The organism is Candidatus Clostridium eludens (assembly GCF_045310515.1).
Classification (GTDB): Bacteria; Bacillota; Clostridia; order Clostridiales; family Clostridiaceae; genus Clostridium_B; species Clostridium_B eludens.
In genome coordinates this window covers 11,264-27,016 of record NZ_JBJHZX010000045.1, presented here as the reverse complement: position 1 = coordinate 27,016, position 15,753 = coordinate 11,264, and the positions used below count along the sequence as shown (strand labels likewise).

The 15,753-nt window shown below is 30.8% G+C and carries 17 protein-coding genes and 1 pseudogene; 16 read left to right on the top strand and 2 right to left on the bottom strand.

The genetic code is table 11. The features are described 5' to 3' along the window. Window positions 1–604: tetratricopeptide repeat protein (locus ACJDU8_RS21190; protein ID WP_406794169.1), on the top strand; the 604-nt coding region annotated here is incomplete at its 5' end. A gap of 79 nt (window positions 605–683) precedes the next feature. On the opposite strand, the gene traD is transcribed toward ACJDU8_RS21190, so the two are convergent. Together traD and ACJDU8_RS21180 are read right to left on the bottom strand one after the other, a co-directional pair. Next, window positions 684–944, bottom strand: coding sequence for a conjugal transfer protein TraD (gene traD, locus ACJDU8_RS21185; RefSeq protein WP_406794168.1), 261 nt, complete (start codon window positions 942–944; stop codon window positions 684–686). Beyond that, window positions 941–1,135, bottom strand: coding sequence for a hypothetical protein (locus tag ACJDU8_RS21180; protein WP_406794167.1), 195 nt, complete (start codon window positions 1,133–1,135; stop codon window positions 941–943). Before ACJDU8_RS21180 ends, traD begins: the two co-directional genes overlap by 4 nt. 363 nt (window positions 1,136–1,498) lie before the next feature. On the opposite strand from ACJDU8_RS21180, the gene mobQ reads away from it, so the two are divergent. The 15 genes and pseudogenes from mobQ to ACJDU8_RS21105 form a co-directional block, all read left to right on the top strand. Next, on the top strand, window positions 1,499–3,502 hold the full coding sequence (gene mobQ, locus ACJDU8_RS21175; protein ID WP_406794166.1) for a MobQ family relaxase: 2,004 nt from the start codon (window positions 1,499–1,501) through the stop codon (window positions 3,500–3,502). Between the two features lie 104 nt (window positions 3,503–3,606). Further along, complete coding sequence (locus ACJDU8_RS21170) at window positions 3,607–4,611, top strand: hypothetical protein (protein WP_406794165.1); 1,005 nt, start codon at window positions 3,607–3,609, stop codon at window positions 4,609–4,611. Beyond that, complete coding sequence (locus tag ACJDU8_RS21165) at window positions 4,611–4,940, top strand: CagC family type IV secretion system protein (RefSeq protein WP_406794164.1); 330 nt, start codon at window positions 4,611–4,613, stop codon at window positions 4,938–4,940. Before ACJDU8_RS21170 ends, ACJDU8_RS21165 begins: the two co-directional genes overlap by 1 nt. Before the next feature lie 12 nt (window positions 4,941–4,952). After that, window positions 4,953–5,360 carry a hypothetical protein gene (locus ACJDU8_RS21160; RefSeq protein ID WP_406794163.1) on the top strand — a complete coding sequence of 136 codons (408 nt, stop codon included), beginning with the start codon at window positions 4,953–4,955 and terminating at the stop codon, window positions 5,358–5,360. Next, complete coding sequence (trsD, locus tag ACJDU8_RS21155; protein WP_406794162.1) at window positions 5,360–5,953, top strand: TrsD/TraD family conjugative transfer protein; 594 nt, start codon at window positions 5,360–5,362, stop codon at window positions 5,951–5,953. Before ACJDU8_RS21160 ends, trsD begins: the two co-directional genes overlap by 1 nt. A gap of 12 nt (window positions 5,954–5,965) precedes the next feature. Continuing rightward, the gene (locus ACJDU8_RS21150) at window positions 5,966–7,972 is read left to right on the top strand and encodes a VirB4 family type IV secretion system protein (RefSeq protein ID WP_406794161.1); all 2,007 of its coding nucleotides are present in this window, start codon (window positions 5,966–5,968) and stop codon (window positions 7,970–7,972) included. Further along, window positions 7,969–9,294, top strand: coding sequence for a type VII secretion protein EssB/YukC (locus ACJDU8_RS21145; protein WP_406794160.1), 1,326 nt, complete (start codon window positions 7,969–7,971; stop codon window positions 9,292–9,294). Before ACJDU8_RS21150 ends, ACJDU8_RS21145 begins: the two co-directional genes overlap by 4 nt. Further along, complete coding sequence (locus ACJDU8_RS21140) at window positions 9,291–10,241, top strand: bifunctional lytic transglycosylase/C40 family peptidase (protein WP_406794159.1); 951 nt, start codon at window positions 9,291–9,293, stop codon at window positions 10,239–10,241. Before ACJDU8_RS21145 ends, ACJDU8_RS21140 begins: the two co-directional genes overlap by 4 nt. Before the next feature lie 14 nt (window positions 10,242–10,255). Then, entirely contained in the window at window positions 10,256–10,828 is a 573-nt protein-coding gene (locus ACJDU8_RS21135) for a hypothetical protein (protein ID WP_406794158.1), read from the top strand. After that, a complete protein-coding gene (locus tag ACJDU8_RS21130) occupies window positions 10,829–11,263 on the top strand; it encodes a hypothetical protein (protein ID WP_406794157.1) in 435 nt (144 codons plus the stop codon). Beyond that, window positions 11,247–12,863, top strand: coding sequence for a VirD4-like conjugal transfer protein, CD1115 family (locus tag ACJDU8_RS21125; RefSeq protein WP_406794156.1), 1,617 nt, complete (start codon window positions 11,247–11,249; stop codon window positions 12,861–12,863). The genes ACJDU8_RS21130 and ACJDU8_RS21125 overlap by 17 nt, the downstream gene beginning before the upstream one ends. A gap of 1 nt (window position 12,864) precedes the next feature. After that, complete coding sequence (locus tag ACJDU8_RS21120; RefSeq protein ID WP_406794155.1) at window positions 12,865–13,347, top strand: hypothetical protein; 483 nt, start codon at window positions 12,865–12,867, stop codon at window positions 13,345–13,347. A gap of 26 nt (window positions 13,348–13,373) precedes the next feature. Beyond that, a complete protein-coding gene (locus ACJDU8_RS21115) occupies window positions 13,374–14,210 on the top strand; it encodes a conjugal transfer protein TrbL family protein (protein WP_406794154.1) in 837 nt (278 codons plus the stop codon). A 7-nt stretch (window positions 14,211–14,217) separates the two neighbouring features. Further along, the gene (locus ACJDU8_RS21110; RefSeq protein ID WP_406794152.1) at window positions 14,218–14,508 is read left to right on the top strand and encodes a hypothetical protein; all 291 of its coding nucleotides are present in this window, start codon (window positions 14,218–14,220) and stop codon (window positions 14,506–14,508) included. A gap of 896 nt (window positions 14,509–15,404) precedes the next feature. After that, window positions 15,405–15,753, top strand: a pseudogene (locus tag ACJDU8_RS21105) (hypothetical protein); the annotation flags it as partial.

Below are 15,753 nucleotides of genomic sequence, written 5' to 3'. Positions count from 1 at the left end.
AATGACATTAAACAACCTTGCAATTTTACAACAGAGCAGAGATGACTATGAAGCAGCGGAGAAAAATTATGTTGAAGCCCTAGATAAATATCGAGAATTAGCTAAAAAAAATCCAGAAACCTACGTGCCAGATGTGGCAATGACATTAAACAACCTTGCAAATTTGCAAAAGAGCAGAAATGACTATAAAGTAGCGGAGAAAAATTACGTTGAAGCCCTAGATAAATATCGAAAATTAGCTAAAAAAAATCCAGAAATCTACATGCCTGATATGGCAATAACATTAAACAACCTTGCAATTTTACAACATATCAGAAATGACTATGAAGCAGCGGAGAAAAATTATGTTGAAGCCTTACGTATAAGGAGAAAATTAGCAGAAAAAAATCCTCAAGTATATAGTTCAAAAGTAATAGAAAGTTTAATTAATAACTCTATATTGTATTTGAATTCGCTTGAAGATAAAAACAAAGCATTACAATTATGTTTAGAAGCGCTAGAATATATTAATATTTGTCCAGTTGGTGAGAACTATACTGAAATATGTAGTTCAATATTACAACATTGTAAACATGATACTAATGATAAGGAATTAGAAATATAAAGAGTACGTACCCTCAATTTTGTGTAAAATTATTAATTGACAATTATAAACTAGATATTTAGAAATAAAGAACAAACTATTAAGTTTTATTCTTTATTTCTTTTAAATTATATTTTTCAGGTGCATGAGATTTTATATAGTCAGCAAAGATATTAAATAGTTCTTCTCTATCTTCCATAGATAAATGTTCTATATTAAAATATTTTTCTACTAAAGCTCCAGTTTGAATTAAACGTCTTGTACGTTTTTTCCTTTCTTCATAATCCAACTTTTTACCAAGAGCTTTTTTCTTTTCTTCCAGAAGTTTAATTTTTAAATCTAATTTATCTATATTGTTCATTTGTTATCACCAACGCTAGGCTTATTTTGTTCAATTAATTTAAAAATTGCTTCATTTGTCTTATCTTCTATATTCCAAGTCTTTAATAGGTATGCTCCTACTTCTCTTTCTCTTTTAGCAATTAAGTCTTTCTTTTTTTGCTTTAGCTTTTCAATTTCAAGGTCAATATTTTTTATATCATTTTTTGACATCTTAAATTCCCCCTATTTTTTATTATACTATAACAATTATACCATTAATAACATTATTGGAATAGTATAACAATATTTTTTAAAGAAATAATTTTTTATTTTTAAAAGTTAACTTTTAAAAAATCATATTATGATAGAATGGAAAAAATTTATTCAATTTGTTAAAAAAATGAAAGTTACCTATTGAATGTATATTTTAGTAGTGATATAATAAAAATGTAAGAATTTATGTGTCCCAAGTTTACGAAGGGCGCACGTATATACCACAAGTGGTATAGTGCGAAATTTTTTCAAAAAAAATTTACTAAAACAATAATTACACAAAACATGAATGTTTTGCAAAATACAAAAAAGGGGTGCGTTATGGCGATATTCCACTTTGAAGGACAAATTATAACTAGGTCAGACAAAAAAGGAAGGCAGCGTTCTTCTGTGGCTTGTGCCGCATATCGAAGTGCAGAAAAATTACTTGATGAAAGAAACCAGGCAGTAAAATATTACAAAAGGCAAATACCACCTGTTACAAGAATACTTGTACCAGATAATGCACCCAAATGGGCTAGTGATAGACAAAGATTGTGGAATGAAGTTGAGAAAAAAGAAAAGCAGCATAACGCACAACTGGCAAGAGAATTTAATGTTGCACTCCCAAAGGAATTAAGTAGTGAAGAACAGGAAGAATTAGCATTTGAATTTTGTAAAAAAACCTTTGTAGATAATGGAATGGTGGCAGATATTTCTATTCATAGAGAAGATGAAAATAACCCACACTTTCATGTAATGTTAACCATGAGACCTTTTAATGATAGTGGAGAATGGGGAAATAAACAAAGGAAAGAAAAGGTAATTACTGAAAGTGGAAAAGTAAAATATAGAGCTGTTCATATAACAGATTGGAACGACAGAAATAAAATGAAAGAATGGCGTAAGGCATGGGAAGTAATGACAAATAGTTATCTAGAGAAAAATGGCATAAATGAACGTATAAGCTGTAAGAGTAATAAAGAATTAGGAAAAGAAACTAAACCACAAATACATGAAGGTTATGCAGCTAGAAATATTGTCAAAAGAGGGGGAGAATCTTACAGGGTAAACCACAATAAAGATGTTAAAGAATATAACAGAAATGTTATTGAATTAAATGAATATAAAAGAGAAAAAGAAAGAAGTGCTGATAACAATAAATTTTATAATTGTCTTGATGAAAAAGAGGTAAAGAAACTTAGCAACATTTCAAAATATATCAAAGCTTATGTGAATATAGAAAATATAGAATACAGAAAAAGGCAGTTAAATAATTGGAGTAAATCTTTAGAGTTTAAGGATGATACTATAGAGAAAATAAGAGCATTAAGTAGAATAGAAAAGGAAGAAGAAATGTTATCTACTGCTGAAAAAATTTTAGAAAATAATGCAGATAGATTTATACAAAAGCATTATAAAAATTTAGATTTGGATAGTTTAAATAAGCATGAAAAAATCTATTTAGTAGATACAACTTTAAGAGAAAATAAATTGCTTAATGAAGAAGAAATTGAGCAGGTGAAAAATTCAGCTGAGAATGATAGGCTTGAAAATTCATTAAAAGATATATTAAATAATAGAGCCAGATTTTCAATTTCCCTTGAGCATGATATTGAACATTTAAAAGATATATTTAATGAAGTAGAAGAAAAATATAATATATCTTTTGATGATATAGACACAGTAAGAAATGCACCTAAAAAGGTATTGACTACATTAAGGAAAATTGCAAACACAAGAAAAGAATTAAAAGTAGCATTGGAAATAATGAATAAAGTTTATGACAATAGATTAGAAAAAATGTATCCTAATTGGGATAACAAAACAAAGTTAACTATTCAGGAAAAAGAAATTCTTATAATGAGTAATGAGTATTATGGTAAAACAGTAAGAGCAGAGGACTTTAAAAATCCTCCACGAAAATATAATTTAAGTGAGCAAAAGGAAATATTGAATTTATTAAATAAAGACAGAGAGTTATTAAAGCAAAAATATACTAATTTTAGATTGAATAGTAAGTCATTTGTTTATATGTTTCATGCTGAATGTGCTTCCTATTATGATGAATTAGGAGAAAAGCAAAAAGAACAGGTAAACAACTATTTTAATAAAGATAATTACTTAAAGGATTTTAAAGTATTTAATAATGAATTTAGCAATAACTTCTTCAATGAACATTTAAGTTATGAAAGGAAATTTGATACTCCTAAGATAAATAATTTGTTATCAGATACTTTGAAAATATTCATCAGCGAAGTTAACAAAAGAATAGATGAAGAAGAACTAAAGCGTAACAAGAAATTGAAACAACAAAGAAGGAGAGGGCATGGTAGGAGTTTATAAAAAATTTATATTAAAAATGCTTAGAGAGGGGGTGTTATAATCTGTTTGATGAAAGAAAATTCAATATTGAAAATTAAATAATTAAAAGGAGATGTTATTAAATCATGGAAAGGAATATAAGACAAGATAGGACTTTTCAGGATGACGAATTGACATCTAAGATTTATGACCTTGAAAGTAGTTTAGAAGGTGACGACTTAAAGATACTGGATGAAGCACTGGAAGAACAAAAGGTAATTGAATACAATGGAATTTATGAAATGAAAAAAGGAGAGGAAAAAGAAATATTCAATAGAAGTGGAAAGGTAGTAAAGAAGTTCACAATAGATGATGAAGCAGCAATAAATTTAAAAAAAGATAATGATAAATATTTTTTAGAATATAAGCAGAAAGAAAAAGAACCTTATGTCATTTCTAAAGATTTCAAATCAAAAGATGAAGCATTAAAAAGCATATTTAAAACACATGAATATGAGATTTTAAGGGATAGAACACTTTTCAAGTTAGACAAAGATACTTGTATCTATTTAAAAGATAATAAGGACAATTTAAAAGATAATAAGGACAATATCAAATTCAACTCATTTAACATTCATAATATCAAATTCGATACTGAACCCACAAATGACGCAAGAAGAAAGATTTTATTAGAAAACTTAGAGGGTAATGATACAGCAAGAAAAGAAGTTGTAAATAAGACATTAACAAGCTATGGATTACCTGAAAACAGTCTTGATTTTAAAAGTACAGAAAGTGTAAATAGTATAAGAGAAAAAATAGAAGATACTTTTAAAAGCTTAAAGGAAAGTGAAAAATTGAATAAAGTTAAAATGGAATTTAAAAATGACAGCCGCGCATTTTTAGAAGGATTTTTAAGTTTCTATGGTGTGGAGCTTGACAAAAAATTAGATGAAATCAGACAACCTTTTGAGGTTACAAATAGTAATAAGGGCTATTCTATTGGAAAATGCAATAGGAAAGGAGAACTAAGAATAATTTCTCCATACTACACAAAAGAAGAAGCAGAAAAAACACTAGATAAACTAGATGATTATTTGGAAAGAAAGAAAAGATTAAAGCTAAATCAAGTTCCAGAGGTGAAATTATAATGAAAAAAATAAGTAAATATTTAGCTTCTGCCTATACTACATTTCTAGTTTTAGGAAATACAGTTCTAGTAAAAGCTGAATCAAATGCAGGGGATATACAGCAAAAACTAACTACAGGTTTTAATACTATACAGGTTGTGGTTACATCTGTTATTGCAGTAGTGGGAGTTATAGCAGCTGCAAAAATAGTAATATCAAAACTGCCAAGCTTAGATGATCCACATATGAAAAATGAAATGTGGAGGGGTATTGGTATGGTAGGCGCAGCAGTTGCCACAGGAGGAGCTTTAACATGGCTCATACCCTGGGTATATGGATTATTTCAATAAGGAAGTGAAGTTATGAGGGTAGATAAGGAAGATGTAAAAGAGGCTTTAATAGAGATACTTGACGAAAGTGGAGAGCAAAGAGAGGGTAAAAAATTTGTCTTTCCACGAAATGTAGAAGCGTCTTATAACTTAATACCAGGTTTAACGCTTATGGATGTTTTTAAATATGTAACTATACCAGTAATTGTAGGGCTATTAATATTTGCAGTACCACCTTATGACATTGTAGCACTATGGATTATTAAATTAATGATTGCACTACCTATTGTAGCTTTTGGTTTTGTGGCTGCAATTGGCAGACCTGTAAGGTATAGAAATAATATAAGATTCATTGAACACATGAGGGATAAGTTAAGCTTTAAGAGCAGACAGAAATTATATTATTTAAGACCTAGAGAAAACAAGGAGGTGCTTAAGTAGTGGGAAAAGACAGTAAGTTATATTTACAGGATATAAGCCCTATTGAAGGAGTATATGAAGATTTTGTGTATTTAAAAGACAACACCCTGCTTTCTATGCTTAAGGTAGAGGGAATAAATTTAGACCTTTTGGCACAATACGAACAGAATACACTATTTGAAGATTATGCTTCTTTTCTTGAACAAAACAAAGAAGACAATCCACAGATTATTTCCATGACAATTCCACTGGATATGAAAGCTTATAACCTGTACTGGAAAAAAAGGTATTTAGAGGCTAGACAAAACAATGGTAATAGTCATTTACGGGAGCTTATAGCGTCATATTGCATTGAATATCAGAATATGGAGCTATCAAGTGAATTAACTACAAAGCAGCATTTAGTGATTATCAGTGAAAAAGTAAGAGAAAGAACCATTGAAGAACTAAAGGCAGCAGAAAGAAACCTAAATGATAAGATAAAAAAAGTTCAAAACTCTTTAAATACACTACTTGAATCTTATAATGCAGAAGCAAAGGTATTAAATACAAAAGATATTATAATTGCACTACACAGATTTATAGACTTCAAGAATTCAATATATGTCGTGTAAGGAGTGAGTAAATTGTTAAATTTAAAAATTAAAAATAAGAAAAATGACAGTAAAAAAATAAGTGAAGAAATACAACCATATGAAATTGAAGAAGTGAAGAAGGATGAATTAACAGGACTTATAGACACCACGCCTATAGAATGTATTTACCCATTTATGTATAGGGAAAATAAAGACAGTGTAGAGCTTGGAGGAAACTATATAAAAGTCATAGCAATAGCACAATATCCCACAGAAGCAAGAGGTAATTGGCTGTCCGATTTAAAACGCCTAAAGGGTAACATCTCAATAACCCAATATATTCAGACAGCCAACGACAACCTAATGCTTGATCATTATAACAGAAGCATAAAAAATAAACAAGCTGAATTGCTAAAGACAAAAGACCCCAGGCTTATGATAAGCCTGGAAGAACAAATTAAAAGCGCAGAAAATCAGCTTAGGGAATCTTTTGGCAATAAAGTTGGCTTTCTATATATCTACACTTATATATTAATTCAGGCGGAAACGCCTGAAAAACTCAACAGGTTAGAGGAAAGTGTCCAAAGAGCATTAATGAAAGCTCATATGAGAGGTATAATTCCATATTACCGCATGGGTGACGCCTATTGGTCGGCCCTTCCACTCCAACAAAACAAGCTGCAAGAGTACACCTATCAGATGAGCAATACTACTGCTGCAAGTTCTTTTTTCCCTTTTGACGATAGTGAAGTATGCGACCTGTCACCTAATGCAGTAATCGAAGGAATAAACAAAATTACAAACTCTGTGGTTTCAATAAATTATCTGGATGAAAGAGAAGAAACGCTAAATCAAAACATGATTGTTATTGGAACTTCTGGTGTTGGAAAAACAAGTGCCATTATGAGAAAAATACTGAATCTAATTGCAAGAGGGTATATTGTCTATGTTATCGACCCAGAAAACGAGTATAGTGACATAATAGAATATTACGGTGGTACAGTAATACACTTAAGTTCAATATCTGACACAAAAATAAATCTTCTGGAGATATTTTCGGAAGAAATAACAGATGATGAAATAATCAAAAATATGACTGCCAGTAACAAAGTCGAAAATCTTATAAAGCAGAAATGCCAAAGGCTTAAGGCATTATTTAAAACAATCAAGGAAGATATGACACAGGTTGAAATGTCCATAGTAGAAAAACTTGTAATAAGCCTTTACGATAAATTCAGGGAAGTACAGGACATAAGTAAAATGACACATAAGGATTTTCCTATTTTAGAGGATTTATATAATAGAATCGGAAAGTTAAAGGAAGAAGACCCAGGAGCATTTAACAAAATAGAAGATTTTTATTATATATTAAATAGCTATGTATATGGTTCCAATTCAATATTTAATGGCTATACCAATGTAAGCTTGAACAACAGTATTATTTCATTTGATTTAAAGGCACTACAAAACGAGCCTGAAATACAAGGAGCATGTTATTTAAACACATTCAGTTATTTATGGGATATTATCACATCAAGGAAAAACCACAAGTATACCTATATGTTTATTGATGAATTTCACTTTCTTACAAAAAACCCACAAGCTATAGATTTTTTCTTTCAGGCATACAAGAGGTTTAGGAAATATAACGCAAGTGCAGTAGCTATAACACAGCAAATACAAGATATATTGAAAAAAGAAATAGACGACAAAAATTTAGGTGAAGCAGTGGTGGGAAACTCATATACAAAATTGTTTTTTGGACTTGATAACAGGGGAGTTGATGAAGTTATAGAAAAGCTTCGATTGAACTTTTCTAAGCCTGAAATATCCCTGCTTAGAGCAAAAAGAAAAGGTGAAGCACTCTTATTATATGGAACAAAAAGAGTATTTATGAGGATAGAGCTTTCAAGAGAAGAAATGAGGTTAATTAATCCTAAAAGGTATAGAAAAAATTATGAACAAAATCCAGATGTAGAGGTGGATTATGAAAGTCAGCTTCATATAAGCCCTATGGAAATGGAAGAAATAAAAAATTTAGGGGAGTGGGAACTTTGAAAATAATTTTAATGGAGGATTTAACAATTTACACAAAAGGAAATGAGTACACCATAAGCATAGATGAAAATAAAGTTTTAGCAGAAAGTGAAGTAGAGCTTGAAATATTAAAGAAAGAAAATGAACATTGCTTTTCTTTAAATTCTATAGAGCATGAAGGACAGAAGTATATTTTAAAATATGAAATTGAAGAAGGATATAAACCCATAGTAATGTCAAAGAAATATTCTACAGTTCTCAGGCTTTCTATATTAGAAAAAATACTCTCTATCAACCCACTTGAAAGTTTTGAGGATAAAGTCTTATTGCACCCACAGAATATATTTTTTAAGGATTTAAAGACTATAAAGTTTATGTATAGGAGCAATAAGTTTATACCCTACATTCGTAACTATACAGAGCTTGAACAATACAAATTAATTGTTTTGTCCATACTGTCCCCTTATCCATTTGAAAAATTAAAAATAAATAAAAATTCACTGCTAAATAAAATAAATGATGGCTTTTTATTTGAAGTGGATAAAACCAGGTCAATTGAAGAACTTCATAAATTGGTTTTAGATAAGTTAAATGCTGATGAAACAAAGCATTTTCAAGATATAGAAATTAAAAGAAAAACTAATTTACGCAAAAAAGCTGCAACTATAGTAATTAACGGAGCTGTCATATTAATTGTTTTAATACTGGCAGCTGGAATAAGTAAAATTTCAAACAACAAAGTAGAAGAAGTTTATTCAAGTCAAATTGAATGGGCAAATAACAAAGCTGACGCCTACAGAGATTTGAGTTTGGGAGATTATAAAGACGGTATTAATTTATTAAGGAAAAGTGGGTATACCAAAGCACAGATAGCAGATGTGTATTTACAGTTTAACCAATATGATAATGCAATAAATGAAGATGATAGCTATGCAAAAAAAGTTGTGCAGCAGCTGTATTTACAAGGTAAACAAAAAGATATTTTAAAACTTAAAACAAATAACAGTTACGTAAATACTGAAAAGCAGATTGTTTCATACAACTATAACTATTTATTAGCAGGAAAACAGCTTATTACAGATAAAGACCAGTTAAAGAGACTTGCACTTGCATTTATAGCCCATAACAATGTTGTAGACGCTTATGACGTCAATACAAGGTTAAAAGACAAAGATGTTGCTGCAGCCATAACAGAAAAGAACTTAATAGGTAAAGTGAATGAGTTAAAAACCAGTATAAGTCAAGAAACTGATACTACAAAAATAAGCCAGATACAATTACAAATTAATGATTTAACTAAGCAGTACCAGAACATACAGAAGAAGGAAAAAGATAAAAAATGAAGAAAATAATAATTATTGCTATTTGTGCAGTTTTTGTAATGATTATGGCTATTTTGGGGAATCAAAACAACAACAATACTCAAAGTTTTGGAAAAGCAAATATACCTCCATCAGTGCAGAAATGGCGGCCTCTAGTTTTAGAAATTGCTAATAAATACGGAGTTGGAAACTATACAGAAGTATTGCTTGCAATGATCTATCAAGAAAGTGGAGACAGCACCACTAATGACATTATGCAAAGTTCCGAGAGTGAGGGACTTCCAGCCAATTCAATTCAAGACCCCCAAGAATCTTTAGAGGTAGGAATAAAGTATTTTAGCTCTATTGTAAATTATGCAAATAAGAAAAAATGCGATTTTGAAACAATTATTCAATCATATAATTTTGGCCAAGGATATGTAGACTATGTGGCTTCTAATGGTGGAAAAAGTACAAATGACCTTGCAATAGCCTTCTCAAGCTTACATGGCGGCAGATATGGAGATGTAAATTATTATGCCCACGTAATGCGGTATGTAACCATGACTGATACAGGAATTGCAGAGGGTTCTTCTCAATCGCCACTAGGTAGTGATAGTTACAGTAAATTAATACAGGCGGCAGATAAGTTTCAAGGTGAAGCTTATGTGTTTGGAGGCTCCAGCCCATCCACAGGTTTTGACTGTTCAGGTCTTACACAATATGTATATGGTGAGATTGGTATAAATCTACCACGTACAGCCCAGGAACAATATGACGCAACAAGTAGGGTTGCACCAGGAAGCGTGGAGCCAGGGGACTTAGTGTTTTTTACAGCCACATATAAGTGTGGTGATTATATAACTCATGTAGGAATATATGTTGGAAACAACACAATGTATCAAAGTGGAGGTCATGGAATTGGATATGAGAGTTTAAATAATAGCTTTTGGCAAGAGCATTTAGCAGGGTATGGAAGGGTCAAATAGAAAGGGGAGAGACAATGAAAAAGATTTATATTGTTTTATCAGCGTCTATTATAATAAATATTTTATTGGTTATAGGTCTTATAGGTCAAAGGATGGCTTCAAGCAGACAAAAAAATGAAGTGCAAAATTTAACACTTCAAAAGAAACAGTTAAATGAGCAGTTATCTAACGGAGGCAATAACCAAGATAATTATACTATAAAAAATAATGTCCGTAGTTTATTTTATGCGGAATTTAATTATAATAATCAGACTTATGTATCAAGGTTTACAGAAATCAAAAAATATGTAACGGATGATGTATACAAGTCACTTCAAGGAGCAGGAGGGGCAGAGGCCCCTAAAACTCCAATACAAAACAAGGTTAACAGCTTGAATATATATTTAACTGATACCAATACAGACACAGCAAAAGCACTTGTAAGTATCAATACAACCTATAGTGTAAATGGTTCAAATAGCGCACCTGTAAGCCAGATTTACGAAGTAGAAGTAATAAAGCAGGGTAGTAACTATATTGTAAATAAAATCACTTTAATGGGGAGCTTTGCCCCATATGAGAGTGGAAGCAGTAAGGGGGTTAATTAAATGTCTAAAAGTAAAGTCATTGTGGCTGTTGTAGTTTCACTAATTTTGGAGATAGGTATTTTGTGTTTAGGGCAGATTACTTCTTTAGTACAAAAATATAAAATACTAAACTTAAATAAAAGTATGGTGGCTTCAAGCCTTAAAGGTTTGGGACACCATCCCATAGTTGCAATTTCAAATCTAGTAAAAGCTAAGAATCCTATAGTTATCTTAGGAACTGTTGTAGTCCTGGTTATATTTCTTTGTTTACTTTTTAAAACAGGTAAGAAAAAGTATGAACTTGACGCCGAATATGCCATACATGGTTCAAGTAGATATTCTCAGAACAATGAAATTTTTGTTGGGAATGAAACTGTGGCAATACATGCTAAACAACTTTTAGAGGATTTAGCTATTGAAATAAAAGGGGGAAATAGTAATGAAAATAATGAGTAAAAAGAAACAGAGAAAAAGCTCTAATGGCATAGTTCTGGGGATAAAAGACAATATGGCTTTGGTTCAGCCAACTAACTCTACATTGCCTAACAGGAATTGTTTTGTAGTAGGTGGGCCAGGCTCACTTAAAACCCAAAGTTATGTTATAACCAATGTTTTAAATGAAAGAGAATGTTCTATAGTAGTAACCGATCCTAAAATCGAAGTTTATGAAATGACAGCTAAAGTTAAGGAACTAGAAGGATATGAGGTGCATGTTGTAAACTTTGCGGATATGGCTGTCAGTGACCATTATAACCCTTTTGATTATGTAAGAAAAGACAGAGACGCCACAACTGTTGCAAATGCAATAGTGGCAGCTAAAAACGACCCCAAACGTAAGGATATGTGGTACAATGCGCAGCTAGGTTTATTAAAAGCATTAATTTTATACAGTATACATGAAATGCCAGTGGAAAAAAGAAATATGGCAGGGGTACTGGATTTCTTACAGGAATTTGACCCTGAACAAAATGAGGATGGAGTAAGCAGCCTGGATGAACAATTTTTAAAGTTAGGTAAAAAGCACCCTGCAAGGAGAGCTTATGAACTAGGTTTCAAAAAATCACAGAAAGAAACAAGGGCAAGCATTTTAATTTCACTTTTAACTACTATAGGGGACTATGTAGACCAGGAGGTAGCAGACTTTACGGCTAATTCAGATTTTTTTCTTAGAGATATTGGGAAAAGAAAGATAGCACTATATGTAATGATCCCAGTGATGGACAGTACCTGGGAAGGGTTAATTAATTTATTCTTCACTCAAATGTTTCAAGAACTTTATATTTTGGGGAATGAAAATAATACTAAGCTACCGCGACCAGTAATTTTTCACTTAGATGAATTTCCAAGCCTGGGTAGGTTTAGTGAGTATGAAAAATTTTTAGCAACTTGTAGGGGTTATGGTATAGCGTGCTGTACTATTCTTCAAAATATTACGCAGCTTCAAGAAAGGTATGGAAGGGAACAGGCAGAAAGTATTTTAGGTAATTGCGGCATAAAGTTGTGTTTAGGGAATGTAAATAACACTACATCAAAATATTTTTCAGAGCTTGCCGGAAAGACAACTGTAAAGGTTGAAACATCTTCAAAATCCACATCAAAGGGCAATAAAAGTGATAGTTCATCAAGTTCTCAAAACTTTAGTTACACAGGTAGAAATTTAATTAATGCAGATGAAATTGAGCATATGGATAGGGATGAATCCCTTCTAATAATCACAGGTAAATATCCTATTAAGCTAAAAAAGGCCAAACAGTTTGAAATTTTCCCAGGTATAACAGAAAAATATAGGACAAAACAAAAGGATTATAACAGGTATACAACGGATGAAGTTATAGAATTTAGGGAAGCCCAAAAAGTTCAATATGAAGCTTATATAAATTCTGATGAAAAGAAACAAGAAGTAAAAGAGCAGGAGCAAAAAATACATGATGATAAAGTAAAAAACGTAGATAAAAAGGATAAAGAAGATATTGAAGAACTAGAAAATTTACTATTAGGAATAGATGAGGAAGACATGGAAGAATTAGAAAATCTAGAAGATAATTTGGAGGTTTAAAATGAAAATTAAAAGGTTTTTCATTGCTACGAACTTACTATTAATCTTGATACTTTCTTTTACAGGTTGCCAGCCTAAGTTTAATGAGGATACAGCAAAAACAGACAGCAAACTAGCATTACAGGCATTTTTAAGTAGCCACAAAAATGAAGAAATACTTGTTAGTGATAAAGATACACAAAAAGTTAAAGAGTATGTAAGTAAAAATTTCAAAGATTACTTCACAAGTGATTTCATGACTGATACATGTAATAAAATTGAAACGGGATATTCTATAAGTCCAGAAACATTTTACTTTGAAGATACTATAGCAGGCAATATAATCTTTCAAGGTAACTATCTAATTAATAGTCCTATAGTTGATAAAGAAAATAAAACAGTTACCTATAAAATACTGAAACAGGAAGTATTAGTATTTGAGATACAAATGAAACAAGAAAATGGCAAATGGAAAATAAACAAGGCTAGTGAGCCTAGTTTATAAAAGTTTTAAAATAAGGAGGGTTTAAAATGGGTTCTTTATTGAATGACTATTTTATTTCTAGTGCCAAAGACGTACTCCAAGGCTCACTTGATTTAGCTAAGAAACTAATTTTTACACCGCAGAATTTACCCGATTTTGCCAATACTGTTTATAATATTTTTTTAGGAGTTGGAGCTTATTTACTTGCAATTATTGTTGCCGTAAAGTTGGTAAATTTCATGTCCGATATAAGTAATAATTGCGCTGATTATACAGTAGGAGAACTCATAACAAGAACTGTAAAAGCTTCTGTCATGGTTGTAATATGTCCGTTTTTAATAAAGGTCATAGTGGGTGAAATTGCTTTTCCTTTAGGGAATTGGATATTCAATCAAATATCTAGTAATGCGGCAGATTCATTGAATAATTATATACAATCAAGTGGAATTGCTTCAATATCTAAAGGCTTTATGCTTGTTGTTATTATAGGGTTTATAGCAGTGGCTTCAGCTTGTTTTTTTATTAAAATGTGTGTTTATCAAGTAGATTTAATCTTCTTACAGATATACTCTGTCCCTGTAGCTATCTCAATGGCTTCTGATAATTTCAACTTTATGGATACATGGTGGCGTGAACTTATAAGTCAAGTATTAACTGTAATAACGCAGTTAATATGTATGCTGGGAGTAACCTGGGCTTTGAAAAATGAGTTTACATGGTATAACTTTATGATTTTATTCGGTTGTTGTTGCAATCTGATAAAAGGCCCAAGGATTTTAAGGGACATGTGGTACAGTACAGGAACAGGAAGAACTGCTATGCACATGGGTGGTAAATTAGCAACAAGAGCAATGATGGTTCGTAATTTAATCATCAGGAGATGATTGAATAGTGTATACATTGGTATATGTATTATATAGGGTATATGATCTAATTGAAACAATGATTGAATTAGTTATAGTCTTTTTTCTGATGAAATGGATCTTGAAGGTTGCCATTGAGGATATTAAAGAAAGTTCCGCCGGAACAATTTATTTAATGAAAATGATCCATAAAAACAGTAAGAAGGATTTTATAAAGTTTAAGAATGAACTGTATAGTGCATATAAAAACTACAGATTGTATAGAGAAAAGAAAAATCAAGAAAGAAAAAGGAAAGAGGGTAACAATAGGAATGAGTAAATATCTATGCAAGGAGGGTGAAAATGAAAGTTTTATTTAATAAACTAAGGAATAAATCTAATAATAAATTTTATTTATTATTTAGTTTAAGTTTAATATTTTTGTTATTTTTCACAGGTTTTGTATCACACAGAGCAAAAAAAACTAAGTATGAGTAATCATACTTAGTTTTTTCATTTATTTTATTGAAAAGGAATATAGTATTACTAATATTTTATACATCTCAGAATACATTATTTTGCTTAATATGTAAATAAAAGGTGTGTTTGGGCAGGAGTAATTATACTATCCATTCATTCCTTATCAAGGGTAAAGGCTGCGCCCGATTTAAATTATTTTTTCTTTTTTAAGGGTAGAGTTGTAAGTGAAAAAATAATTTAAACCGCCCTTGACAATTCCCTTCTGGATTTAGTTCTTTTTTTTTGCACCAAACTACACTTTATTTGCTGAGGGAGTTCTTTTGAGGGTTAAATACACAAAGTAAACTACTTAAATTTAATGTCAGACATTTAATTTAAGCATGTTTACAGATGTTTACTTAGCATACTTTAAAATAATGTAATCTTATATAAGCATTGATATTACATGATTCACCACATAGAATTCCGTCGAACTCACGTTAAATTAGGTTGCTCAATAATCAGATTTATAATAGGCAAACTGAACACTAAAATGGATTGAGGGAGTTCTCTTTAGAAGAATCAAAGATGGATATAACAGCATTTTGCTTAATTATAATTTTTTGGATGGTATTTGTTCATTTACATAATATTAACAATATATCCATAGGTCTGACACTGAATTGACATAAGTTGTATGTATCATACATGCATGAGGTTAGTTAATTAATTTTGTTACATATAAAGATTTAAATTGAATTTTGGAGGTAATTGAAAATGTTAAAAAGAAATGTTAAGTTAATTGCAGCTTTAGCTCTTGTAGCATCAATAGGTGTAGTAGGTACGGGATTTACAGTTCATGCAGATGCACTTTCTAATAATAAAACAAAAGCAGTACACCAATTTAATAAAGGAAATAATAAAAATTCTTTAAAAACAGAGCTTGATAAGCTTGTAACTGCGGGAACAATAACTTCAGCTCAAGAAACTGCTATAACATCAGCAATAAAAACAGCAGGAGAATCTGGTACTAAAACTAATTTCAAGACTGTGCTTGACAATCTTGTAACTGCAGGAACTATAACTTCAGCTCAAGAAACTGCTATAACATCAGCAATGCCACAAA

Excerpts from the sequence above, each read along its gene's own strand:
- traD (WP_406794168.1), bottom strand. The coding sequence starts at position 944 with ATGAACAATATAGATAAATTAGATTTAAAAATTAAACTTCTGGAAGAA.
- ACJDU8_RS21180 (WP_406794167.1), bottom strand. The coding sequence starts at position 1,135 with ATGTCAAAAAATGATATAAAAAATATTGACCTTGAAATTGAAAAGCTA.
- mobQ (WP_406794166.1), top strand. The coding sequence starts at position 1,499 with ATGGCGATATTCCACTTTGAAGGACAAATTATAACTAGGTCAGACAAA.
- ACJDU8_RS21170 (WP_406794165.1), top strand. The coding sequence starts at position 3,607 with ATGGAAAGGAATATAAGACAAGATAGGACTTTTCAGGATGACGAATTG.
- ACJDU8_RS21165 (WP_406794164.1), top strand. The coding sequence starts at position 4,611 with ATGAAAAAAATAAGTAAATATTTAGCTTCTGCCTATACTACATTTCTA.
- ACJDU8_RS21160 (WP_406794163.1), top strand. The coding sequence starts at position 4,953 with ATGAGGGTAGATAAGGAAGATGTAAAAGAGGCTTTAATAGAGATACTT.
- ACJDU8_RS21140 (WP_406794159.1), top strand. The coding sequence starts at position 9,291 with ATGAAGAAAATAATAATTATTGCTATTTGTGCAGTTTTTGTAATGATT.
- ACJDU8_RS21135 (WP_406794158.1), top strand. The coding sequence starts at position 10,256 with ATGAAAAAGATTTATATTGTTTTATCAGCGTCTATTATAATAAATATT.
- ACJDU8_RS21130 (WP_406794157.1), top strand. The coding sequence starts at position 10,829 with ATGTCTAAAAGTAAAGTCATTGTGGCTGTTGTAGTTTCACTAATTTTG.
- ACJDU8_RS21125 (WP_406794156.1), top strand. The coding sequence starts at position 11,247 with ATGAAAATAATGAGTAAAAAGAAACAGAGAAAAAGCTCTAATGGCATA.
- ACJDU8_RS21120 (WP_406794155.1), top strand. The coding sequence starts at position 12,865 with ATGAAAATTAAAAGGTTTTTCATTGCTACGAACTTACTATTAATCTTG.
- ACJDU8_RS21115 (WP_406794154.1), top strand. The coding sequence starts at position 13,374 with ATGGGTTCTTTATTGAATGACTATTTTATTTCTAGTGCCAAAGACGTA.